This window comes from Methylobacterium sp. OAE515, from assembly GCF_041806315.1.
Lineage (GTDB): Bacteria > Pseudomonadota > Alphaproteobacteria > Rhizobiales > Beijerinckiaceae > Methylobacterium > Methylobacterium tardum.
The window spans coordinates 1,894,479-1,917,922 of record NZ_JBGMUV010000001.1 but is presented as its reverse complement, the minus strand read 5'-3'; the positions used below and the strand labels follow the sequence as shown (position 1 = coordinate 1,917,922).

Sequence of the window (23,444 nt, the reverse complement as noted above, 5' to 3'; positions counted from 1 at the left end):
ATGAGCGCCGACGCGGACCGCACCCTGCCCTGCGCCGTCTGTATCCCGGCACGGAACGAGGCGGACCGCCTGCCGCGGCTGCTCGCCTCCCTGGCCGAGCAAGACTGTATTCCGCTGCGGAGCGCCTTGCGGGTCGTGGTCCTCGCTAACAACTGCACCGACGGGACCGTGGCGGCGATCCGCGCCCTCGAAGCGTCCGGCGCCCTGGCGCCGCTCGCGCTCCGGTTGATCGAGGTGCGGCTTGCTGGTGCGGAGGCGCATGTCGGCACCGCGCGGCGCAGGGCGCTCGACGCCGGGGCCGAATGGCTCGCCGCGGACGGGATCTCAGACGGCATCCTGCTGACCACCGATGCCGATGCGCGCCTGCCGGCCGACTGGGTCGGAGCCAATCTCCGCGCGCTGGAGGCGGCCGACGTGGTCGGTGGCCGGCTCGTCATCGACGATGACGGCGAGGCGGATCCGGCGCTCGCGGCGCTGCATGCCCGGATCGAGCGCTACTGGGCCGGCGTCCGGCGGCTGGAAGACATCCTCGATCCGCCGCCGCACGATCCGGCGCCGCGCCACGGCGACCATACCGGCGCGAGCCTCGCCGTCCCAGTGGCTCTCTACCAGGCCGTGGGCGGCCTGCCGCCCCTGCCCTGCGGCGAGGACAACGCCCTGGTCGGGCTGCTGCGCGCGCGCGGCGCCCGCCTGCGTCACTGCCCGGCGGTGCGGGTGATGGTCTCGTCCCGCCACCAGGGCCGGGTCTCGGGCGGCATGGCCACCGAGATGGTCCGCCGCGCCCGGGCGATCGGCGGTGAGGCCTACCTGCTGCCGGAAGCGGCCCATTGGCAGACGCTAATCCTGCGCCGGGCGGCCCTGCGCCGGGCGTTCCACCTCCAGCCTCCGGCCCGTGCGGCCGCCTGCGCGCGCCTCGGGCTCGGCCCAGACGACTTCGCCGCTGTCGGCGACTGTCCCAACGACATCGCTTTCGTGGAGCGGGCCGACCGAATCCTCGAAGCGCGCGCCGCGCCAGCGCGGGAATGCCCCCTCGACCGGGCCATCGCCGATCTCGACGCGCTGGCTCTCGCCCTGCGGGATGCCGCGTGACCCGGGGGATCGGCTGGTACGTCCATCACCAGGGCGCCGGCCACCTTCAACGGGCCCGAGCGGTGGCGGCGCATCTGCCCCGCCCCTGCACGATCCTGGGCACGGTCGCCGGCTTCGACACGACCGGACTCGCCGTCCTCGACCTGCCGGATGACCGGCCGCTCGGCGATGCCGCCTTCGATGGACGGGACGGCGCGGCCGACCGGCCGGAGGCGCTGCATTACGCCCCTCTGAACCATCCCGGCCTCCGCGCCCGGATGGCGCGGATCGCCGAATGGGTGGCACGGACCGACCCGGCGCTCCTCGTGGTCGATGTCTCGGTGGAGGTGGCGCTGTTCGCGCGCCTGCTCTCGGTGCCGACTTTGGTGGTGCGGCTCGCCGGCACCCGCACCGACCGGCCGCATCTCGAAGCCTTCCGCAGCGCGAGCCGCCTCCTCGCGCCCTTTCCCGAGGCGTTGGACGGCGGGGGCGTGCCCGAGTGGGTTCGCGCCAAGACAGTCTACGCGGGTTTTCTCACCGGACCGACCCTGGCCAACACCGAGGCGCGCCGCGATATCGTGGTGGTGTTTGGCCAAGGCGGCGTGGGCGGCGACGTTCCCGCCCTGGCCGAGGCGGCGCGGTCCGTGCCCGACCGGGACTGGCACGTGCTGGGCCCGGTCTCTGGCTCGGGCGCGATCCCCGACAATCTGCACCTGCACGGCTGGGTCCCCGACGTCGCGGCCCATGTGGCACGGGCCGCCCTGCTGGTCGGAGGCGGGGGCGACGGGGTCGTGGCGCTGGCTGCGGCGCAGGCCAAGCGCTTTCTCTGCCTGCCGGAGGCGCGGGCCTACGGCGAGCAGACCGAAAAGGCGGCAGCCCTGGCTCGACTCGGTGCCGCTGTCGTGCAGGAGGGCTGGCCTGAAGCCTCCGCATGGCCGGGCCTGATCCAGGCGGGACTCGCCCTCGATCCGGCAGTGATCGGCGGTTTGCATAGTCCGACCGCGGTCGCCGAGTGCGCGGCGGGGATCGATGCGCTGGCTGCTTCATTCGAGCGAACCTGAACGCGGCACCCGCACGCTGCTTTGCACGCCCGCAATGCGCTCAAGCCGGAGCAGGCCACTCCGAATTTCGGCATTGACCCCCCACCGGCTGGAAGCCGTAGTCGAGTCGCCATGGGAGCGAGGACCTACACGATCGGAAGAAGTGGGTCTGTGCGCTGGACCATTCGCCCGACCGGGCGTTTCTGCAATGGCACTTCGACCAGTATGAGAAGAACGCCGGCAGTCTCGAGTGATGTCGTGCCCTACTGGCCACGCTGAACAAGCTATCGCCGATCGCGCCGTATGGGGTTGGTTGAACGCCGCGCTCGAACGCTGTCGTCCGCGCTCTGACGCGTCAGGTCCGGCCGACTCAATCGGCCGAGACTTTCATCGTCGAGGCGAGCCGAACCGATATGCGGCTTCGACGCACGGATCGTTAAGAGATCAGGTCGAGCTTAGCCGCCTCGATTCCGTCCGCCCGGATCGCGTCCGGGATCGCGGAGAAGTCGCGGTATCCGGCTTCACGCGCCATCGCGTCCAGGGCCGTCTGCTCGTCGTCGGCCGCGCCGGTCCAAAGCACCGCACCACTCTTCTTTTGCTTGATCTGAAAGATGCTCATCGATCCATCCCCCATCCTGAGAAGACCATCGCGGAGACAACGTCGCTATTCTCCGCCGGTTGCAGGCCGGGACAGTCAAAGAGCGGTCTTCGTCCCCGTTCCGGGACATGCGGCGTGACATCCGGCGACGGGAACGTGCGGCGGCGCTATGCTGGCTTCCGTGAAGGACAACGCGCCATGAAAACGCCGGCCTGCACAATGATAGAGGTGCGTCATCAATCCAGCACCGAGCGCGAGGCCCCCGTCGTGAAGTACGTCCGTTGGCGCGCGTCCCGCCTCAGCGCCCTGTGCGGGCTCGCGATGCTCGCCGCGGCACCGGCCCAGGCCGTCGAGACCGCCTCCGTTCCCGATGCCGCCGCCATTGCGCCCGCGGTCACCGTCGTGCCGGCCGATAGCCGCGAGATCGTCGAGCGGGCGGTGGTCACCGGGACGCTGGTTCCACGTGACGAGATCCTGGTTTCTCCGGAGGTCGAGGGCCTGCGCATCACCGAGCTGCTCGTCGAGGAAGGCGACCGCGTCAGCAAGGGCCAGGTGCTCGCCCGGCTGTCGCTGGAGATGATCGCGACCCAGGAGGCCTCGAACGCGGCGGCGATCGCCCGGGCCGAGGCGGCGATCGTCCAGGCTCAGAGCCAGATCGTTCAGGCGGAGGCCGCCAACGTCGAAGCCAAGCAGTCGCTGGAGCGGGCCCAGGCGCTCGCCAAGACCGGCAACGCCACGGCGGCGGTGCTGGAACAGCGCGTCTCGGCGGCGCAAGGGGCGGAAGGGCGCCTCGCCGCCGCCAGGGGCGGCCTGCAATCCGCCCAGGCCGACCTCGCCACCGCCCGGGCGGCCGGCTCCGAGATTGCCCTGCGGCGCGCCCGCACCGACATCCGGGCGCCGGAGGCCGGGATCATCAATCGCCGCACCGCCCGGATCGGCGCCACCGCGACCGCGGTGGGAGAGCCGCTGTTCCGGCTGATCGCCCGGGGCGAGATCGAGCTGGAGGGCGAGGTGCCCGAGACGTCGCTGGCCCGCATCCAGGTCGGCAACCCGGCGAGCCTCGACCTCGATGACGGCCGCCGCCTCGCCGGCAAGGTGCGCCGGGTCTACCCGGAGGTCGATCGTGCGACGCGACTCGGCAAAGTGCGCATCCGGCTCGGCGACGATCCGGTCCTGCGGATCGGCGCCTTCGCGCGCGGCAACGTGGAAGTGGCGCGCCGCACGGGCGTCGCGGTCCCGGTCTCCAGCCTACTCTACGCCGCCGACGGCCGCGCCAGCGTCCTCGTCGTGAAGGACGGGCGCGTCCAAGCGCGGCCCGTGACGACGGGACTCTCCGCCGAGGGCTTCACGGAGATCCGCTCCGGCGCCGCCGCCGGCGAGAGCATCGTGGCCCGCGCCGGCAGCTTCCTGCGCGACGGGGACCGGGTGCGCCCGGTCCCGGCGAACACCAGCACGCCGATCGCCGACGCGGCCCCGCGGTAGGACGAGTCGAAGGATCCGGCCATGCGCCTCAACGTCTCCGCCTGGGCGATCCGCAAGCCCCTGCCGTCGGTGGTCCTGTTCCTGGTCCTGATGATCCTGGGGCTGGTGAGCTTCCGCGCCCTGCCGATCACGCGGTTCCCGAACATCGACATCCCGATCGTCTCCGTGACGATCACGCAGTCGGGCGCGGCCCCGTCCGAGTTGCAGACCCAGGTCACCAAATGGGTCGAGGATTCGGTCGCCGGGGTGAAGGGCGTCAAGCACATCCTCTCGACGATTACGGAAGGCACCTCGACCACCACGATCGAGTTCCGCCTGGAGGTGAACCAGGATCGCGCGACGAACGACGTCAAGGACGCCATCGCCAAGATCCGCCAGAACCTGCCGCGCACCATCGACGAGCCGATTGTCTCCCGCGTCGAGATCGCCGGCCTGCCGATCATGGTCTACGGCGCCTCGGCGCCGGCCATGACGCCCGAGGACCTGTCGTGGTTCGTGGACGACGTGGTCGCCCGCGGCCTGCAGAGCGTGAAGGGCGTCGGCGGCGTCGAGCGGCTCGGCGGCGTCGCGCGCGAGATCCGCGTCACCCTCAAGCCCGACCGGCTGCTCGCCCTCGGCATCACGGCCGCGGACGTGAACCGGCAGCTGCGCCTGACCTCGGCCGATATGGCCGGCGGCCGCGCCGAGGTCGGCGGCCAGGAGCAGTCGATCCGGGCGCTCGCCGCCTCGGCGAGTCTCGACACGCTGGCCAAGACCTCCATCGTGGTGCCGGGCAACCGCAAGGTCCGCCTCGACGAGCTCGCCACCCTGTCGGACACCGCCGAGGAGCCTCGCACCTTCGCGCGCTTCAACGGCGAGCCGGTGGTCGCCTTCGCCATCTCCCGCGCCAGCGGCGCCAGCGACGCCGACGTCTCGGTGGGCGTCGCCAAGAAGATCGCGGCGCTCCACGCGGCGAACCCCGACGTGCGCTTCGACCTGATCGACACCAGCGTCGACAACACGATCGGCAACTACCACTCGGCCATGATGGGCCTGATCGAGGGCGCGGCCCTCGCCGTCGTGGTGGTGCTGCTGTTCCTGCGCGACTGGCGCGCGACGCTGATCGCCGCCGTGGCGCTGCCGCTCTCGGTGTTGCCGACGTTCTGGGTGATGAGCGCGCTGGGCTTCTCGCTCAACGCGGTCAGCCTCCTGGCGATCACGCTGGTCACCGGCATCCTGGTGGACGATGCGATCGTGGAGATCGAGAACATCGTCCGGCACATGCGAATGGGGAAGTCGCCCTATCGCGCGTCGCTGGAGGCCGCCGACGAGATCGGGCTCGCGGTCATCGCCATCACGGCGACGATCATCGCGATCTTCTCGCCGGTCTCGTTCATGGGCGGAATCGCCGGCCAGTACTTCAAGCAGTTCGGCCTGACCATTGCGGCGGCAGTGTTCATGTCGCTGCTCGTGGCGCGGCTCATTACGCCGCTTCTCGCCGCCTATTTCCTGCGCGATCACGGACCGGATCACGAGCGCGACGGCTTCGTGATGCGCGGCTACACGCGGCTCGTGGCGTGGTCGGTGCGGCACAAGTTCATCACGCTGGTGCTCGGCATCGCGTGCTTCGCCGCCTCCATCGCCTCCACGGGGCTGCTGCCGGCCGGCTTCCTGCCGGCCGAAGATCAGGCCCGCACCCTGTTCGTGGTCGAGCTGCCGCCGGGCGCCCGGCTTCCCGATACGGTCCGAGTCACCGACCGCATCGAGGAGAAGATCCGCGCGCTGCCCGAGGTGAAGAGCGTGTTCGTGGATGGCGGCCGTCAATTGCCGGCCAAGAAGGAGGTGCGGCTGGCGAGCCTCACCATCAACCTCGTCCCCAAGAACACCCGCCACAGGACCCAGAAGCAGGTCGACGCGGAGGTCGCGGCAATCCTTCGGGAAGAGCCGGACCTGCGCTTCTGGGCACTGCGCGAGGGCGGTCAGCGCGATCTGGCCCTGATCATCGCCGGCCCCGACAAGGCGGTGGTGGCCGAGACCGCCGCCAAGCTGCAGCGCGAGGCCCAGCAGGTCCCGCACCTCGTCAACGTCATGTCGACGGCGCCGCTGGACCGGACCGAGGTCCGGATCCGGCCGAAGCCCGCGGTGGCGGCCGATCTCGGCGTCACCACCGACACCATCGCCGAGACCGTGCGGGTCGGCACGATCGGCGACATCGGCATGAACCTCGCCAAGTTCAACGCCACCGACCGGCAGGTGCCGATCCGCGTGCAGCTGCCAGAGAGCCTGCGCGGCCGGCTCTCCGACCTCGAGACCCTGAAGGTCCCGGTGAAGGGCGGGACTGCCGTTCCGCTCGCCACCGTCGCCGATATAAGCCTCGGCCAGGGCCCGACCGGCATCGACCGCTACGACCGTTCCGTGCGCGTCGCGCTCGAGGGCGACATGCAGGGCACCGACGCGCTGGCCGAGCTGATCAGCCAGGTGATGAACCTGCCGGCCGCCAAGAACCTGCCGCCCGGTGTGACGATCAGCCAGACCGGCGACGCCGAGGTGATGGGCGAGGTCTTCGAGGGCTTCGCGCTCGCCATGGGCGCCGGCCTGATGATGGTGTTCGGCGTCCTGATCCTGCTGTTCGGCAACTTCCTCCAGCCGCTGACCATCCTGTTCTCGCTGCCGCTCTCCATCGGCGGCGCGATCCTGGCGCTGCTGATCTGCCACATGCCGATCTCGATGCCGGTGGTGATCGGCATCCTGATGCTGATGGGCGTCGTGACCAAGAACGCCATCATGCTGGTGGATTTCGCCGTCGAGCAGATCCACGCCGGAATCGACCGCAACACCGCCATCGTCGATGCCGGCCGCAAGCGGGCGCGGCCGATCGTGATGACCACGATCGCGATGGCGGCCGGCATGGTGCCGTCCGCGATGGCCTACGGGATCGGCGGCGAGTTCCGCGCGCCCATGGCGGTGGCGGTGATCGGCGGCCTGATCGTCTCGACGGTGCTGTCGCTGGTCTTCGTGCCGGCGATTTTCGTGCTGATGGATGACCTGTCGCGCCTGATGAAGCGCCTGTTCGGCCGCTTCGTCGGCGAGCGCGACGATCCGGAGGATGCGGTCGCCTTCGACTCGGTCCATCCGGCCAATGACGGGCATCCGGCGCCGCCGCGGATCGCCGCGGAGTAGGACGGAGCGGCCGGAATGTCGTCCGTTCCGTCATCCCGAGGCCGCGCAGCGGGCGCCGGGATGATCCCGGTGCGTGCAGCGCCAGCAGGCGAAGCGGTCGGGCCCGGGTTCTCAGCCCTGTGTATCCGCCGTGCGCATTGCGCGCGGCGCCGCGATGGGCTGTGACTCCCGCCAGCGAATCGAACGAGGACACGAGAAGCGATGTCGGGTGGTCACGGGGCGGTCGAGGGTTCGAACAAGCGCGTCGCGCTGCTGATCTCGGTGCTGGCATTGTTCCTCGCCTTCAGCGAGACCCTGGGCAAGGCGGCCCAGACGGAGTCAATCGGCGCGAACGTCGAGGCCGCGAACCAGTGGGCCTATTTCCAGGCGCGCACGATCCGCTCGACGGTGCTCAAGACCGCCGATGAGGCGCTGGCGCTGGTTCCGCCGGGCCCCAACCAGGATGCGATCGCGGCCAAGCGCGCCGAATGGGCCAAGACGCTGGCGCGCTGGGAATCCGAACCTGCCACAGGCGAGGGCCGCAAGGAGCTGACCGCGAAGGCGAAGGCCTCGGAGGAGCGGCGCGACCTGTCGCTTCTGCGCTACCATCACTACGAGCTGGCCTCGGCGGCCTTTCAGATCGGCATCGTTCTGGCCTCGGCCGAGGTGATCACCGGCATCACCCTGCTGGTCTTCGCCGGCGGCTTCCTGGGGCTCGCCGGCGCGGTGCTCCTCGGCTTCGGCTACCTCGCACCGCACGCGCTGCCGTTCTTCCATTGAGGATCGCATGGAGGATCGTCCGGGCGGGACAGCGGCGTAACGCCACGATCGCTGGCGATTGATTGACCGCGCGCGGCGCCGGGCTGGACGCGCGCGTTGGAAGCTGATCGTTTCGGCATATTCCAGGGGGGAATGATGTCGGATCACTCAGAAGAACAGGGACGCCTGACGAAGATCGCCAGCGCGATCTTCCTGCACACCGAACACGCCATCTACGCGGCACTCGGCCTCCTGCTGGCGCTCACCGCGCTGATCGCGCTGGTCGACGCAGCCGGGTTGACCTTGGAAGCCATGCGGGCGCTCGGCGGCGCCGCGCAGATCCTGGAGGTGATCGACCGGCTGCTGTTTCTGCTCATGCTGATCGAGATCCTTCACACGGTGCGGGTCTCGATGCGGTCGGGCACGCTGACCTGCGAACCGTTCCTGATCGTCGGGCTCATCGCCTCGATCCGGCGGGTCCTGGTGATCACGCTGCAATCCTCCGAGATCACCCACGCCAAGGACTGGTCGCCCGAGAAGCAGGCTTTGTTTCAGGCCTCGATGATCGAGCTCGGCGTGCTGGCCGGCCTGATCGTCACGATGGTCTTCGCGATCTTCCTGCTCCACCGCGCGCGGGACGATGGACGTCCGGCGGGCGAAGAGAAGCCGAGCGGCGCGTCCTGAATCCGCGAGACGCCGCCGTCCTCGCGGGCGGAGCGAAGCCATAACTGAAAGAGCGGAGCCGGCGTCAGTTCATCCGGAGGATCGCGGCGTTGAGCAGGGTCGCGAAGGCGACCCAGGCGGCGTAGGGCACGAGGAGCCAGGCCGCGACCCGGTCGAACCGCCAGGTCAGGCGGATGGTCCAGAGCACCATCACCAGCAGCATCGCCACAACGATCAGGCCGGCCCCGATCGCGTGGGCGGTGAAGAAGACCGGTGTCCAGGCGGCATTGAGCGCGATCTGGACCAGGAAGGCGGCCAGCGCGAGCCACCAGCCATTGCGGCTCGGCCCGGAGCTGGGCATGGCGCCGAGCAGCCGCCAGAGCGCAATCGCGATCATCGTGTAGAGGATCGTCCAGGCCACCGGGAACACCCAGTTCGGCGGGTTGAAGTCCGGCTTGTTCAGGCTTGCGTACCAGCCCGGGATCTCGGCCTGCGTCGCGGCCGAGCCGATTGCTGCGGTGGCCGCCACCGGCAGGATCGCGGCGGCGAGGCGCAGCCAGCGCGGCAGGGGCGATCCTCCGGGGACCTGTGTCGCGGCGGTCATGGTCGTACGTCTCCAGGCCGCATGGGCGCGCGGCTTGCCGGGGCCCACGCGCCGTGGCACGCGCCCGTTTCCATCCGCCGAGATTCGCCAGATGTCACAGCCTAACGCGCCGCAGGGTCCGTCGGATAGCCGAAGCGAAGCCGCGCCGGATGTCACCCGCCGGAGCCTTGCCGCCCAGGCGATGGGCCGGATCGAACCCGAGACCCGGGCGGTGGTGATGCCGCTCCACGTCTCCACCACCTTCATCCGCGATCCCGACAACGGCTACAGCTCGGGCTACTGCTACGCACGGCCGGACAACGCGACGGTGCGCGAGGCGGAAGCCGTCCTGGCGATGCTGGAGGGCGCCGCGGCCGGCGCGTTGCTGTTCGGGTCCGGGATGGCGGCGGCGACCGCGGTGTTCGGCGCCCTCGAACCCGGGGACCATGTCGTCGCCGGCACTGTCATGTACTGGGCGCTGAAGCGCTGGCTGCGGGAGGAGGCACCCCGGCGCGGCATCACGCTGACCTTCGTGGAGACGGACGACCTGGACGCCCTACGGGCCGCCATCGAGCCGGGCCGGACCAAGCTCGTGTGGATCGAGACCCCGGGCAATCCGCTCTGGACGGTGACCGACATCGCCGCCGCGGCCGAGATCGCCCACGGGGCGGGGGCTCGGCTCGCGGTCGATTCCACGGCCGCCTCGCCGGTGCACACGCGCCCGCTGGAACTCGGTGCCGACATCGTGATGCATTCGGCCACCAAGATTCTGAACGGCCATTCCGACGTGGTGGCGGGCGTGCTGGCGGGCGCGCAAGCCGACACGTTTTGGGAGCGGATCCGGAGTATCCGCGCCGGAAGCGGCGGCATCCTCGGGCCGTTCGAGGCGTACCTGCTGATGCGCTCTCTCCGCACCCTGCATCTGCGCGCGGCGGCACAGTCGGCAGGCGCCCTGAAGCTCGCCGAGCGTTTGAGAGGGCACCCGCACGTGACCCGCGTCCTGTATCCGGGGCTGCCGGACGATCCGGGGTACGCGGTTGCCCGAAGGCAGATGCGCGACGGGTTCGGCTTCATGCTGTCGATCCGGGTCGCGGGTGCCGAGGCCGGCGCCATCGCGACGGCGGCGCGGGTGCGGCTCTGGAAGCGCGCGACCTCGCTCGGCGGCGTCGAGAGCCTCATCGAGCACCGCGCCTCGGTGGAAGGCCCGGGCAGCCCCTGCCCGACGGACCTGCTGCGCCTGTCGACCGGCATCGAGGACACGGACGACCTGTACGGCGATCTGGATCAAGCGCTGCGGGCGGCGCACGCGGTGGCCTGAGGGGATCCGGCGGCTGCGGACCGCGAATGATAGATCGGTCAGGCTATTCACTGCCGTGCGAGCCCCGCGATTGCGATCGCCACCTGTATTTCCCAACAAGAACCCACAAAGTCGCCCCATGCCGGCTCTAGGGACGCGTCGCGGCTTCGATGACGCCCCTACCCCGACGCTGAAGCGAGCGACCTTTGCGCATCCTCGTTCTCGAAGATGATCCGATGCTCGCGGATGGCCTGATCTCGGGCCTGTCGCTGCATGCCATGACAGTCGATTGCGTATCGACCTGCGGAGATGCCGTCGCGATCTTCGATGCGACGAACTACAGCGCGGCGATCCTTGATCTCATGCTGCCCGATGGGTCCGGATTGGATGTCCTCAGGCATATTCGTGCGCGTGATGACGCCACCCCCGTCCTGGTCCTGACCGCAATCGACGCCGTCGCCGACCGCATCGCGGGACTCGATTGGGGCGCGGACGATTACATGGGCAAGCCGTTCGACCTCGGCGAACTCGCGGCCCGGCTGCGCGCGATGATCCGCCGGTCGGCCGGGCGGGCCTCCCCGACCTTCGCGTGGCGCGGTCTCACGATCGACCTCGGCCGCCAATCCGTGACCCGGGCGGGCGCCGCCCTCCCCCTGTCGCGCCGCGAATTTGCGCTGCTGGAGGCGCTGATCGAGCGGCCGGGGCGTGTCCTGTCGCGCAGCCAGCTCGAGGCGCGCCTGTACGGGTGGAACGAGGAGATCGGCAGCAACGCCCTCGAAGTGCACGTCCACAATCTGCGCGCCAAGATCGGCCGCGACGCGATCGAGACCGTGCGCGGCCTCGGCTACCGCATGCGGGAGGACCGGGCGTGAACTCCCTGCGCATGCGCCTGTTCGCAACTCTGGTCACGGCCACCGGGCTGGTCTGGCTCGCCGCCATCGTCTGGACCTATGTCGACAGCCGGGCCCAGTTCGAGAGCATCCTCGACCGCCGCCTCATGGAAGCGGCCCGCATGGTCGACAGCCTGTTCACACCGGCCCGGGCCGCGACCGCGCGGCGGCCGGGAAGCGCGGACGGTGACGAGGCCGCGCTGACCCATATGGTGAGCTACGACCGCCATCTCAGCTGCCAGATCTGGTCGTTGGACGGACGGCTCATCGGAGCCTCGGATGGCGCACCCGATCCCAAGCTGTCGGATCAGCGCGACGGCTTCTCCAACCGGGTGATCGACGGGCAGGCGTGGCGGGTGTTCGCCCTGTCCGATCCGGCCAAGGGCTTCCGCATCCTGGTCGGCGACAATCTCGGGCAGCGGCGACAGCTGGAGCACGGCCTCGTCGGCAGCCTGCTGCTCACCGCCGGCTGCGTGCTGCCGATCCTGGCGCCGCTGATCTGGTTCAGCGTCGGCCGCGGCCTGCGTCCGCTGAACCACGCGACACGCGACCTCGCCGCCCGGGACGCCGACAATCTGGAGCGGGTCGAGGTCGGCCGGATGCCCTCCGAAATCCGCCCGCTGGTCGATGCGCTGAACCGGCTGTTCGGCAAGGTGGCGGCCGCGCGCGACCACGAGCGCAGCTTCCTCGCCTACGCGGCGCACGAGCTGCGCACGCCGCTGGCCGGTCTCAAGACCCAGGTCCAGGTTGCCATGGGGGCGCAGGATGCGGCCATGCGCGACGCCGCCCTCGCCCAGACCCTGGGCGCGGTCGATCGGTCGGCGCGCCTCGTCCAGCAGCTTCTGACGCTCTCGCGCCTCGACAGCAGCGTCCGGTCGGTCGCCACCGCCTGGATCCCCGTGGAGGAGCGGCTGCGCGACCTGCTCGCCGGGATGGCCGATATGCCGGCGCCGGAGCGCGTCGCCTTCGCGCCCGCCCTCGCGACCCTCGAGATCCGCATGGACGAGGACCTGTTCGACCTCGCCATGCGCAACCTGATGGAGAACGCCCTGCTGATGACCCCGGAGCCGGGCGCGGTCACATGGGAGGCCGCGCTCGGCGCGGATGGAAGCGCCACCCTGTCGCTCGTCGACGCGGGGCCCGGCATCGCCGAGGCGGAGCGGGCCCAGGTGGTCCAGCGCTTCGTGCGCGGGAGCCGGCGCGCCAAGGTCGGCAGCGGCCTCGGCCTCTCGATCGTCACCATGGCGCTTGAGCAGTCCGGCGCCCGGCTGCGGCTCGACGGGCGGAACGACGGGCCCGGGCTGCGGGCGAGCGCGGTCTTCGACGCCGGGCTCGCCCGATGCGCGCCCGCCGCTACGGCTCGCCTTTGACCCGGGCGAGGTAGTCAACGATCACCCTGGCATCCTCGGGCGTGATCGGCGCCTTGTAGGCGGTGATCATCTTGTCGACGACCGTGTGCCATTCCTCGCGGGAGAGCGACGGCTGGTTGAGGGTGTGGTCGGCGGAGTGGCAGGCCGTGCAGTTGGACGCGATGACCTCCGAGCCCGTGCCGGCGGGAAAACCCGGCGCGTCGCCGAAGGGCAGCTCGACCTCCGGCGTCGGGTGAAGCTCGAGCGGCGCGGCGGCCAGAGCGGCCGACGTGGCGACCGCCAGCGGGCTCAGGACAGCCAGAACGGCGGCGCGGATGGGGCGCAGCATGGTTTTGCTCCTCAAGCCGCCACGAGGTCGAGGGCTTCGACCTGGTTGGTCATGTAGCCGCCTGCGTTCCAGACACGCTGCATCGGCTGCATCACCCGGTCGGTGTTGGTGCAGCGGACCATCACGGTGTGCGCCCCGCGCTCGGGCAAGCTGATCGTGGTCTGCCACTGCCGGAAGCCGTAGGTGCCCTCGTCCTTGCCGAGATTCGTGGGCTGCCAGGTGCGGCCATGATCGAGGGACAGGTCCACGGCAGCGACGCCGCGGTCGCCCCCGAACGCGATGCCGCGCACGGTCTGTGGCGCTCCGGCCGGGACGCTGTCGCCCGCCTTGAGGTTGGTCACGAACGAGCGGGGCAGGTTCCGGGTGATCGGGATCATGGCGACGCCCTTCTGCCCGGGCTCGATCGTGTGGTGCGGCGTGTCCGGCACGCGGTAGCTCCGGGTCGTCCAGACGCTCGGATCGGGGTGATCCATCACCTCGATGTCGTCGAGCATCTTGATCCAGTAGACGGCGCACCAGCCGGGGACGACGAGCTTGAGCGGGAAGCCGTTGAGCATCGGCAGCTGCGCGCCGTTCATCGCGAAGGCCAGCATGACCTCGCCGTCGCGGGCATGGTCGATGTCCAGGGCTTTGACGAATTTCGGCGCGTCGGGCAGCAGCGGCTCGTCGAGCCCGCCGAAGCGCACATGGGTGGCACCGGCCTTCACGCCGGCCCGGTCCAGGACGTCCCTGAGGCGCACGCCCGTGTAGAGGGCGTTGCTCATCGAGCCGTTGGCCCACTGGGCGCCGGCGACCCTGGGCTGGGCGTAGAGGCGCGAATTGCCGGCGCACTGGCTGACCGCCGCGATCTCGAAGCGCGGCAGGTCGCGGATCAGCTCCCGCAGCGACAGCGCCTGCGGCCGCTCGACGAGGCCCCGGACCTTCAGGGTGAAGCTGTCGGTGTCGACGCGGGTCGGGAACGTGGCCCAGTGCCAGCTCACGAAGTGCCGGTTGTTCGGCGTGAACACGCCCGTGTCGAAGACTTCGAAGGGCGTCTCCAGCCACGGCGGCCGCGTGCGCTGGACGATCATGCGCCCCTTCTCGGGGTAGGTGGCCGACATCGGCCGGGTGCTCGGGCCGCCCGGGACGTGGAAGTCGAAGGTCTTGGCCCAGGCGCGGCCCGCGAGCAGGCCCATGCCGCCCAAGGCGGCCGCCGACAGCAGGCCGCGGCGGCTCGGGTTCGATAACGTAAGGTGTTTCGGCATCGACGTGAAAATTCCGCTGCGCCGACGCCCAGCGGGTCGGCGCGGGGTCTCCACGCCCCCCAGCTTAAAGGCACCTTAAGGGCATCGATGGACCGGCGGTGCCAAAGCGGCGAACGGCGCGTTGTGATGGCGATGCCCTTCGCGGGCGCAACCGCTATTGTGAGCACCGCACGCCGATGAGATCCCTCCTCCCCGCCGCCGCTCTCCTCGGCCTCGCCGTGACGGCGGCCCACGCCGATGCGGTGCCCAGCCTCGACGTCGAGCGGACCTGCCGATCGGCGCAGGTCACCAACACGACCATCAGCGACCAAGCCAACTACGATGGCTGCCTCCGCTCGGAGCGCGAGGCCAAGAAGGAGGCCGAGCAGCACTGGGGCAGCTACACCGCCGCCGCCAAGCGTCAGTGCCAGGACCAGTTCAAGGCCGGCGGCTTCCCGTCCTACGTCGAGATGGTGACCTGCCTGGAACTCGCCTCCGGGACCGTGCCGACGCAGAGCAACGAGGGCGGCCGTGCGGTCGGCGGCCCAGGCTCGCCGCGGGATGTGAAGGCCCAGCAGGAGGGCGGCGCCAATCTCACCCGCGAGCCACCCGCGAGCCAGCGCACCAACCCAATTCAGGTGCTGGAGAACAAGTAGGCCGCCGCGGCCGGAGCCGGCGAGCCATTCTCCCGGTGCAGACGCGGGACGCCGCTGTCACGTGCTAAGGGCTGCGTTCCCGCCCTCCGCACGCCGACCGGATCCGTGAACGCCCTCGCCATCATCGCCCCGATCTTCGGGATCGTCCTGATCGGCTGGGGTGCGGCGCTCGCGGGGCTGCTCTCCGACAAGGTGAGCGACGGCCTGTCGGAATACGTCTTCGCGGTGGCCGTCCCGGCGCTGATCATCGCCACGCTGACGAAGCCCGGGATGAGCGGCACCGTGGCGTGGTCCTACTGGGTCGCGTATTTCGGCGGCGCGGGCATCGCCTGGTTCGTCGGCACGCTGATCGCACGCCGGCGCGCCGGGATCGAGCGGCGGGGCGCGATCCTGCACGGCTTCGCGGCGAGCCAGTCGAACACCGTGTTCGTCGGCGTGCCGATGATCCTCCAGGCCTACGGCGAGGAGGGTGCCTTCCCGCTGTTCATGCTGCTCGCGGTCCATCTGCCGCTGATGATGGGCAGCGCCACCTTCCTGATCGAGTCCGATTCCGGCCTGCCGGTCCTGGCGCGGATCCGGGGCCTCGCCCTCGTGCTCCTGCGCAACCCGATCTTCGTGGCGCTCCTGATCGGCATGGGCATGAAAGGGTTCAACCTCGCACCGGCCGGCATCGCCCAGTCGCTGATCGATGCCTTCGCGGGGACGGCCTCCACCTGCGCGCTGGTCGCGCTGGGTGCCGGCCTGAAGCGGTACCGGGTGCTGTTCGACCTCAAGGGCGCCCTGGTGATCGCGCTCCTGAAGAACCTCCTGCACCCGCTGGCGGTCTGGATCCTGGCCTTCCATGTCTTCGCGATGCCGCCCGCCTATGCGGGGGTCGCGACCCTGTTCGCCGCCATGCCGGTGGGGATCAACGCCTACCTGCTGGCGGTGCGCTACAAGACCGAGACCGGGATGGTGGCCGCCTCGGTCCTGGTCTCGACCCTGCTGGCGCCGCTCACCACACTGGCGTGGCTCATGCTCCTCGGCCGGGCGTGACGGCAGCGCCCCGGCGTCACCGCGCGCGTTGGACCGCGCGCCGCGCGGGTCTAGGGTAGGGACAACCGCGCGGGCCTCGAAGACCGGCGCTTCCCTGCAGGCGAGGAATTTTCATGAACGCTCCGATGCGCCCCCCGGGCAGCGCCTCCCCGTCCGCCCCAGCCTCGGCGAGCTTCGTCTGGGACGATCCCTTCCTGCTGGAGGACCAGCTCACCGAGGACGAGCGGGCGATCCGCGACGTGGCCCAGAGCTTCGCGCAGGAGCAGCTCCTGCCCGGCATCGTCGAAGCCTACGCCACCGAGAAGACCGATCCGGGCCTGTTCCGGAAGATGGGCGAGCTCGGCCTCCTGGGGGTGACCCTGCCGGAGGAATATGGCTGCGCCGGCGCCTCCTACGTCGCCTATGGGTTGGTGGCCCGGGCGGTCGAGGCGGTGGATTCCGGCTACCGCTCGATGATGAGCGTCCAATCCTCCCTCGTGATGTACCCGATCCACGCCTACGGCTCCGAGGAGCAGCGCAAGAAGTTCCTGCCGAAGCTCGCCTCGGGCGAGTGGATCGGCTGCTTCGGCCTCACCGAGCCCGATGCCGGCTCGGACCCGGCCGGCATGAAGACCAAGGCCGAGAAGATCGACGGCGGCTACCGGATCTCGGGCGCCAAGATGTGGATCTCCAACGCGCCGTTCGCCGACGTCTTCGTGGTCTGGGCGAAGTCTGACGCGCACGAGGGCGCGATCCGGGGCTTCGTCCTTGAGAAGGGCATGAAGGGCCTGTCGGCGCCGACGCTCAAGGGCAAGCTGTCCCTGCGCGCCTCGACCACCGGCGAGATCGTTATGGAGGGCGTCGAGGTCGGCGAGGACGCGCTGCTGCCGAACGTCTCGGGGCTGAAGGGGCCGTTCGGCTGCCTCAACCGGGCGCGCTACGGCATCTCGTGGGGCGCGATGGGCGCCGCCGAGGATTGCTGGCACCGCGCCCGCAACTACACGCTGGAGCGCAAGCAGTTCGGTCGGCCCCTGGCGCAGACCCAGCTCGTCCAGAAGAAGCTCGCCGACATGCAGACCGAGATCGCCCTCGGCCTCCAGGCCTCGCTCCGGGTCGGGCGGCTGATGGACGAGGGCCGGATGGCGCCCGAGATGATCTCGCTCATCAAGCGCAACAATTGCGGCAAGGCGCTGGACATCGCCCGTACCGCCCGGGACATGCACGGCGGCAACGGCATCATGGGCGAGTACCACGTGATGCGCCACGCCCAGAACCTCGAGACGGTGAACACCTACGAGGGCACCCACGACGTCCACGCCCTGATCCTGGGCCGGGCGCAGACGGGGCTGCAGGCGTTCTTCTAAGGCCCGGAGGACGCGACTCCCACCAGATCACCTCATCCTGAGGTGCGGCGAAGCCGCCTCGAAGGAGGGCTCCAGAGATCGCGCGGCTCGCTGGAGGTCTCCTTCGAGGCCCGCTGTCGCGGGCACCTCAGGATGAGGGCGTGGGTGGGATGAGCCGGCACCGAGCTGTGCGGATTACTCCCCGCTCTCCTCTCCGGCCAACGACCATTCGCGCACCCGGGCGAGATGGTCGTAGGACCCGTATTTGCTGGCAAATTGCGGATAGGGCCGCGCCGTGTAGGCGGCCTCTCCGGTCATGAACCGGGCCACCAGCCCGCGCAGGCGCTCGGCATGCTCGGCGACGATCGCCTCGACGCCGCGCTCCTCGCCACGGGGCGGCTTGACGGGGATCGGCAGGAACGGCTTCCGACCGCCGGAGGCGTGGACGTAGAGCAGGTCCGGCACCGCCTTCACGGCCGGCAGATCCGCGAAGGCGCCGTGCATCAGCATCGCGGCTTCCAGGGTGAGCTGCGGCGAAAACCCGGAGAAGATCATCTTCGCCGAGGGCGGTGCGCCGGTCTTGTAATCGACGATGCAGGCGGTGCCGTCGGCGCGCAGCTCGATCCGGTCGGCGCGGGCGCGCAGCGTGAAGGTCTCGCGCCCCATCGGGATCACCCAGCGCCCGGAGACTTCCGGGTAGACCCGGGACAGGCCAAGCCGGCGCTGCGCCTCCCAGTCGAGATACGCGGTCGCCATGCGCTCGTAGCGCGGCCACCACTCGGCGTAGAGGTTCGGATACTCCGCCTCGATGTCGGCGAAGGCGTTCACCGCGAGGTTCAACAGGCGCACCGCCGAATCCGGCGGCAGGTCCTTGGGATGGCGGCTGGCAAATTCCGCGAAGACGTCGTGTACCAGCGAGCCGCGAGTGGCGACGCCCGGCGCCGCCGCCAGCGGGTCGAGCGGGTCGAGCCCGAGCACGTGGCGGGCGAAGATGCTGTAGGGATCGCGCACCAGCGTCTCGATCTCGGTGACGCTGAGCGAGCGCGGGAACAAGGCCGGGTCCGGCTTCGGCGCCGGGCGCTTCAGCCGCGGCTCCGGCGGCGCCGCGTCGAGCCGGGCCGCGAGACCGGTGAGCCGGCGCCCCGCCTCTAGGACGGTGTCCCAGCGGGGATCGCCCGCGAGCGCCCGCAGCCGCTGGATCAGCCGCGACGGCACGGTCGGCGCGCCCTCGCGCTTCAGCGCCCGGGTGATCACCGCGTCGCGGCAGCCGAGCGCCTGCACGAAGTCGTGGGCCATCTGGCCGATCCGCCGCTCGGGCGGGTTGAGGCCGACGCGCTCGCGCATCGGCCGATTGAGGAACGAGTCGGTCAGCGTGCGCACCGGCCAGACGCCCTCGTCGAGGCCGCCGAGCACGACCCGGTCCACCGACAGCAGGCGCGCCTCCAGCAGGCCGAGGATGCGCAGCCGCGGATGCGGCGCGTCGCCGGTGCAGGCGACTTTGCGCTCGCGGGCGAGCGACGTGAAGAAGGTGGCGTAGTCGTCGAACCGCCCGGGCATCAGGCCGGGCTCGGCCATCTCCAGATCGTCGAACAGGGCGTCCAGACAGGACAGGGATCCGTCCGTTTCGGTCTCGGGCGCGTCCTCCGGTCCGGCGATCAGCCGGTCGCAGGCCACCCGGTGGCTGGTGGCCGTGGTGACGAGATCGCAATCCCCGGCGCCATCGGTCCCCGGGAAATCCCGGAACACCAGATCCAGCCGGTCGAGCAGATCCGCCGCTAGCGCCCAGTCGATGTCCTTCAGGCGCCGTTTGGCCCGGGGCCGATGCTCGGGCGGACCGGCCTGCTCGGCGGCGAGGGCGTTGCGCAGGCCGTCGAAGCCCGGGGCCGGAACCGGACCGCGCAGCAGCCCGATCTCCAGGGCGGCGGCGCCCCGGACCACGTCCGCGCGCGGCAGGCCGAGATGGACCATCGGGTGCGAGAGCAGCGCGATCAGCCGGGCCGGAATCGCATCGGCCTGGTTGCGCGCCAGATCGGCGGCGAACTCGGCCGCGAGCCGGGCGAGCCGCCCGGCCGGGCTTCCGGCCAGCGCCAATCCGGCGGAATCCTCCGCCACGATGCCCCAGCGCAGCAACTCGACGGCGACCCGGCCGGCGAGTCCGCGGTCGGGCGTGACCAGGGCCGCGGTCGCGCCAGGCGTCTGCAGCGTCTCGCGCAACGCCAGCGCCGCGACCAGCGCCTCCTCGCGCTCATCGGCGGCCTCGGCGAGCGCAAGCCCGTCGAGGCCGAGCCGGGCCATGGTATCGCGTCCGGCCGAGTCGAGGGCGGCCCAGGCGTCCGTGGTGTCGGCCGGCCGCAGGGCCTGGGACAGGAGCGCGGCTCGCGCGGCCTGACCGGCATCGGGCTCGCCGAGGGCGACGATCTCCGTGCGGCTCAAGTTGAGATTCTCAGGCCCGAGCAGTCGGTGCAGCACCGCCTGCGGGTGGCCGTGAGCGATCACGCGGGAGAAGCCCTCGCCGGTGTCGATGCCGTCCCAGCCGGAAGCGTCGAGGTCCAGATCGAGGCCCGGCAGCACCACGGCGCCCCGGGGCAGCTTCGCCACGGCGGCGATGAGCCGGGCCGTGGCGGGCACGGAGCCCAGCGAGCCGGCGACGATCACCGGGTCCGGGGTGGCGCTGCGCGACAGGCGCCGCTCCTCGGCGAGCACGAGGCCGCGCGCGCGGGCGACCGGGTCGGCCAGCCCGCGCTCGGCGAGGAGCTTCGGCCAGTTCTCGGCGGCGATCTTCACGAAGTCGAGGGTCAGGCCGAAGTAGCGGGAATATTCGGCCTCGACGGCGGCGCCGATCTCCGACCAGGGCAGCCCCTCGACGGTGAGCGCGTCCATGAGCCGTTCGAGATCGCCGGCGAGCCCAACCGCGTCGGCGGGGGAGGACGGCACGAGGAACGGCACCTCGGCATCCAGCGGCAGCAAGGTCCGGTCGACGGTCTTGGCCCAGGCCTGAACGAGGCGGGCGAGGATCAGCCGACGTTCGAGCGCCGGCATCGGGACGCTCAACGGGTCGGCATTCTCCTCCAGCAGCGGCTCGGCGGCGAGGTCGAGCTCCGCCTCGTCGGCCTCGCCGAGAGGGATCATCCGCGGCAGCAGGGTGGCCTGCCCGGGCGCGTCCCGGCCGAGCCGATCGGCCAGGATCGCGCTGAGCGCCCGCGCCGCGCGGCGGGTCGGCAGGTAGATGGTGACGGCGGCAAGCGCCAACGGGTCATCCGCAACCGGCCCGACGAGCTGGCCGGAGAGCAGCGCCTCGGCGAGCGTCGGCAGGAACGGGACGCCGCGGGAGATGGTGAAGACGGCCGGTCTGGCGGACATGGTCAGGCTTCTACGCCCGCGGCGATGTTCCGGACAGGGGGCGATGAGCCGCTGCCGGGATCAAGGCGGATGGCCGACTGCGCCCGTCGCGGCGCCACGCGCGCGTCACGACTTCGGCATGCGCCGCCCTGTGCCGCGGGCCCCGTCGTTCCGGGACCGCGAAGCGGAGCCCGGAATCCAGACACGCCGCCGCGACCCGAGACTGCCCTGTCGGCGGTTCTGGATTCCGGGCTCGCCTGCGGCGCTCCGGAATGACGGCGGGCACAATGGTCCGGCCGGATCGCTTCATCCGCGAAGCGGGCCCCTTGGAGGCGGGCCGGAGCACGGTTGGTGGCGCTGAAGCCCGTGTTCCCGTTCAGCCCTTCGCCCCTGCGGCAGCGCCGTAGCCCGCCCGCCGGCCGAACACGACGCCGGAGGTCAGCCCCGAGCCGCCCGGGTAGCCGTTGAAGAACACGCCGCCGACCATCTCGCCGCAGGCGTAGAGCCCGGGGATCGTGGTTCCGTCCTCGCGCTTCACGCCGCCGTCGTCGTCGACCTCGACGCCGCCATAGGTGAACGTGATCCCGCCGGTGACCGGGTAGGCCTTGAACGGTCCCGTCTCGATCTTCTGCGCCCAGTTCGATTTCGGCAGAGGAAGCCCCTTAGTCCCGCGCCCGTCCTTCACGGTCGGGTCGAAGGGCACGCTCTCGTCCACGGCGGCGTTGAATGCCGTGATGGTCTGCTTGGCCGCGCCGCGATCAATGCCGTCGAGCTTGTCGAGCAGCCCGTCCAGGGTGTCGGCCTCGACGAAGTGCGCGTCGTGGAACCGGTACTCGCTGTAGAGCAGGTGATCGACCTTGGCGTCGAAGATCTGCCACGCCACGTGCCCAGGTTGCTCCATGATCGAGCGGCCGAACTGGGCGTATGTGTAATTGCGAAAATTCTTGCCCTCGTCGACGAACCGCTCGCCGTTCGCATTCAGCATGAGCCCCAGGAAGTAGCAGATCTTCCGGTAGTGCTTGCGCTCGCCGTGCGGCAACTCGAGGTTGCCGTATTCCGGCATATGCAGATCCATCGGCGTGGCGTGGCAGCCGCCGTAGAAGCCGTGCGCCTTCGCCCCGAGGGCCAGCGCCATCTCGAGACCGTCGCCCTGATTGTGCGGCGTGCCGCGGACCCGGGCCTTGTCCCAGCCCGCGCCGATGAAGCGCGTCCGCAACGCGGCGTTCGACTCGAAACCGCCGCAGGCGAGCACCACCGATGCGGCGCGGAACACGCCTTTCGGGGTCTCCACGCCGACCACGCGCCCGTCCTCGACAATGAGCCCGGTGGCGGGACAGCCGTAGCGGATCTCACCGCCAGCCTTGGTGAAGGCTTCAAGCTCGGTCCGGGCGAGGCCGAAACCCTCGTCGTGGGTGGCGAGCGTCAGGCCACCCCAGAAGACGAAGCGTCCGTCCTTCTCGAACGATTGCCGGGAATAGATCGGCTCGAACTTCACCCCCTGCGTCGCGAGCCAGCGCAAAGCCGCGCCGCTCTCGTCGATCAGGATGCGCTGCTCGCGCGACAGCGGCCGGCCATCGTTGAAGCCGAGTAGATCCTCCTCGAACTTCTGCGCCGTGTAGGCGCCGAAATCGGTCCGCGGCAGGCGCGGATCCTCGGGGTCGACCAGCAGAGGGATCAGGTCGTCGTTACCCTCGTAGACGAAGCGCATGGCGCCGGCCGTGTAGGCGGTGTTGCCGCCTGCCAGATCCTGCTCGGCCTTCTCGATCATCAGCACCGAAGCGCCGCGCTCCAGAGCAGCGAGGCCGGCGCTCATGGCGGCGTTGCCGGACCCGACCACCACCACATCCCAATGATCATCACCCGGACGCTGCATGCCTGCCTCCTCTCCACGAACCGCACTCTCCATATTGTATACGCCTGCATGCAATTTGTCGCAAGCATTTCGGACCGCGCGGTTTCGCGCTATGGCCAAGCTGAGGAGAGCCGGGATGAAGGCCAGCGAAGCGGAGCGCTCCAGCGGCGCCGGCGCCTATGAGCGGCTGCTGCGCGCGATCGAGGAGGGCGAGCTCGCCCCCGGGAGCCGGCTGCGTGAGGCGGAGCTCGCCGAGCGCTTCCAGATCAGCCGCACGCCGGTGCGCGAGGCGCTCGGTCGTCTGGAGGCGCAGGGCCTTGTCGCCCACGAGCCGCACCGAGGCGCCAGCGTGGCGCAGCTCGATTACGGTCAGGTGAGCGAACTCTACGATCTGCGGGAGGTGCTCGAAGGGACGGCCGCCCGCCTCGCGGCGATCCACGCCAGCACGGTCGAGACCGAGATCCTGGAGGAGATGGTCGCCCGGGATCGGACATTGCTGGTAGACGCGCCGGCTCTGGCGCGTACCAACCGCCAGTTCCACCGCCAGATCCACGGGGCGGCGCGCAACCGCTTCCTGCAGGGCACGCTGGAGACGATGCGCCTGTCGCTGGTGCTGCTGCCGGGCGCCACCACGCTGGCGGCGCCCGATCGCGCCGCGGAATCCCTCGCCGAGCACGCCGCCATCGTGGCGGCGATCCGCGCTCATGACGCGGACGGCGCCGAGGCAGCCGCCCGTGCACATATCCGGGCCGCCTTCAAGGCCCGGATACGGATCTGGCAGGAGGCCTGAGCGGCCTCAGC

Annotated in this window: 19 protein-coding genes; 13 read left to right on the top strand and 6 right to left on the bottom strand. The window is 70.5% G+C overall.

Going from position 1 to position 23,444, the window contains the following annotated elements; all coding sequences use genetic code 11:
- Nucleotides 1-1,089: a glycosyltransferase gene (locus ABIE45_RS09395; RefSeq protein WP_192706470.1), complete on the top strand. Its 1,089-nt coding sequence runs from the start codon at nt 1-3 to the stop codon at nt 1,087-1,089.
- Nucleotides 1,086-2,129 (top strand): glycosyltransferase, encoded by a 1,044-nt coding sequence (locus tag ABIE45_RS09390; protein ID WP_192706469.1) that lies wholly within the window; start codon nt 1,086-1,088, stop codon nt 2,127-2,129. Before ABIE45_RS09395 ends, ABIE45_RS09390 begins: the two co-directional genes overlap by 4 nt.
- A 415-nt stretch (nt 2,130-2,544) precedes the next feature.
- Here ABIE45_RS09390 and ABIE45_RS09385 read toward each other — a convergent pair whose 3' ends face one another.
- On the bottom strand, nt 2,545-2,727 hold the full coding sequence (locus tag ABIE45_RS09385; RefSeq protein ID WP_160533674.1) for a hypothetical protein: 183 nt from the start codon (nt 2,725-2,727) through the stop codon (nt 2,545-2,547).
- Nucleotides 2,728-3,027: 300 nt separating this feature from the next.
- Here ABIE45_RS09385 and ABIE45_RS09380 point away from each other — a divergent pair, with 300 nt between their 5' ends.
- The 4 genes from ABIE45_RS09380 to ABIE45_RS09365 all read left to right on the top strand — a co-directional run bounded on the left by ABIE45_RS09380 (nt 3,028) and on the right by ABIE45_RS09365 (nt 8,769).
- A complete protein-coding gene (locus ABIE45_RS09380; RefSeq protein WP_373622862.1) occupies nt 3,028-4,188 on the top strand; it encodes an efflux RND transporter periplasmic adaptor subunit in 1,161 nt (386 codons plus the stop codon).
- Nucleotides 4,189-4,209: 21 nt separating this feature from the next.
- Nucleotides 4,210-7,347 (top strand): efflux RND transporter permease subunit, encoded by a 3,138-nt coding sequence (locus tag ABIE45_RS09375; protein WP_192706467.1) that lies wholly within the window; start codon nt 4,210-4,212, stop codon nt 7,345-7,347.
- Between the two features lie 201 nt (nt 7,348-7,548).
- On the top strand, nt 7,549-8,106 hold the full coding sequence (locus ABIE45_RS09370; protein WP_192706466.1) for a DUF4337 domain-containing protein: 558 nt from the start codon (nt 7,549-7,551) through the stop codon (nt 8,104-8,106).
- 135 nt (nt 8,107-8,241) lie between these two features.
- Complete coding sequence (locus ABIE45_RS09365) at nt 8,242-8,769, top strand: phosphate-starvation-inducible PsiE family protein (RefSeq protein WP_192706465.1); 528 nt, start codon at nt 8,242-8,244, stop codon at nt 8,767-8,769.
- Between the two features lie 64 nt (nt 8,770-8,833).
- On the opposite strand, the gene ABIE45_RS09360 is transcribed toward ABIE45_RS09365, so the two are convergent.
- Nucleotides 8,834-9,352, bottom strand: a complete 519-nt coding sequence (locus ABIE45_RS09360; protein ID WP_192706464.1) for a TspO/MBR family protein — start codon at nt 9,350-9,352, stop codon at nt 8,834-8,836.
- A 91-nt stretch (nt 9,353-9,443) separates the two neighbouring features.
- Between ABIE45_RS09360 and ABIE45_RS09355 the strand changes: the two genes are divergently transcribed.
- The 3 genes from ABIE45_RS09355 to ABIE45_RS09345 all read left to right on the top strand — a co-directional run bounded on the left by ABIE45_RS09355 (nt 9,444) and on the right by ABIE45_RS09345 (nt 12,888).
- Entirely contained in the window at nt 9,444-10,649 is a 1,206-nt protein-coding gene (locus tag ABIE45_RS09355) for an aminotransferase class V-fold PLP-dependent enzyme (RefSeq protein WP_192706463.1), read from the top strand.
- Between the two features lie 185 nt (nt 10,650-10,834).
- Nucleotides 10,835-11,500: a response regulator transcription factor gene (locus ABIE45_RS09350; RefSeq protein WP_192706462.1), complete on the top strand. Its 666-nt coding sequence runs from the start codon at nt 10,835-10,837 to the stop codon at nt 11,498-11,500.
- A complete protein-coding gene (locus ABIE45_RS09345; protein WP_192706461.1) occupies nt 11,497-12,888 on the top strand; it encodes a sensor histidine kinase N-terminal domain-containing protein in 1,392 nt (463 codons plus the stop codon). Before ABIE45_RS09350 ends, ABIE45_RS09345 begins: the two co-directional genes overlap by 4 nt.
- Here the strand turns inward: ABIE45_RS09345 and ABIE45_RS09340 are convergent.
- Both ABIE45_RS09340 and ABIE45_RS09335 read right to left on the bottom strand, forming a co-directional pair.
- Nucleotides 12,872-13,216 carry a cytochrome c gene (locus ABIE45_RS09340; protein WP_192706460.1) on the bottom strand — a complete coding sequence of 115 codons (345 nt, stop codon included), beginning with the start codon at nt 13,214-13,216 and terminating at the stop codon, nt 12,872-12,874. The two genes, ABIE45_RS09345 and ABIE45_RS09340, sit on opposite strands and share 17 nt — an antisense overlap.
- An 11-nt stretch (nt 13,217-13,227) precedes the next feature.
- Complete coding sequence (locus tag ABIE45_RS09335) at nt 13,228-14,460, bottom strand: molybdopterin-dependent oxidoreductase (RefSeq protein ID WP_373622251.1); 1,233 nt, start codon at nt 14,458-14,460, stop codon at nt 13,228-13,230.
- Nucleotides 14,461-14,636: 176 nt separating this feature from the next.
- Here ABIE45_RS09335 and ABIE45_RS09330 point away from each other — a divergent pair, with 176 nt between their 5' ends.
- The 3 genes from ABIE45_RS09330 (at nt 14,637) to ABIE45_RS09320 (ending at nt 17,473) form a co-directional block, all read left to right on the top strand.
- Nucleotides 14,637-15,095 carry a hypothetical protein gene (locus tag ABIE45_RS09330; RefSeq protein WP_192706459.1) on the top strand — a complete coding sequence of 153 codons (459 nt, stop codon included), beginning with the start codon at nt 14,637-14,639 and terminating at the stop codon, nt 15,093-15,095.
- Between the two features lie 105 nt (nt 15,096-15,200).
- On the top strand, nt 15,201-16,130 hold the full coding sequence (locus ABIE45_RS09325) for an AEC family transporter (RefSeq protein WP_192706458.1): 930 nt from the start codon (nt 15,201-15,203) through the stop codon (nt 16,128-16,130).
- A gap of 113 nt (nt 16,131-16,243) precedes the next feature.
- Nucleotides 16,244-17,473 carry an acyl-CoA dehydrogenase gene (locus tag ABIE45_RS09320; RefSeq protein WP_192706457.1) on the top strand — a complete coding sequence of 410 codons (1,230 nt, stop codon included), beginning with the start codon at nt 16,244-16,246 and terminating at the stop codon, nt 17,471-17,473.
- A 174-nt stretch (nt 17,474-17,647) separates the two neighbouring features.
- On the opposite strand, the gene addB is transcribed toward ABIE45_RS09320, so the two are convergent.
- Both addB and tcuA read right to left on the bottom strand, forming a co-directional pair.
- Entirely contained in the window at nt 17,648-20,812 is a 3,165-nt protein-coding gene (gene addB / locus ABIE45_RS09315) for a double-strand break repair protein AddB (RefSeq protein ID WP_192706456.1), read from the bottom strand.
- A gap of 355 nt (nt 20,813-21,167) precedes the next feature.
- Nucleotides 21,168-22,664 carry an FAD-dependent tricarballylate dehydrogenase TcuA gene (gene tcuA / locus ABIE45_RS09310; RefSeq protein WP_192706455.1) on the bottom strand — a complete coding sequence of 499 codons (1,497 nt, stop codon included), beginning with the start codon at nt 22,662-22,664 and terminating at the stop codon, nt 21,168-21,170.
- A 115-nt stretch (nt 22,665-22,779) separates the two neighbouring features.
- On the opposite strand from tcuA, the gene ABIE45_RS09305 reads away from it, so the two are divergent.
- Nucleotides 22,780-23,433, top strand: coding sequence for a GntR family transcriptional regulator (locus ABIE45_RS09305; RefSeq protein ID WP_192706454.1), 654 nt, complete (start codon nt 22,780-22,782; stop codon nt 23,431-23,433).
- The last annotated feature ends 11 nt before the right edge of the window (nt 23,434-23,444 follow it).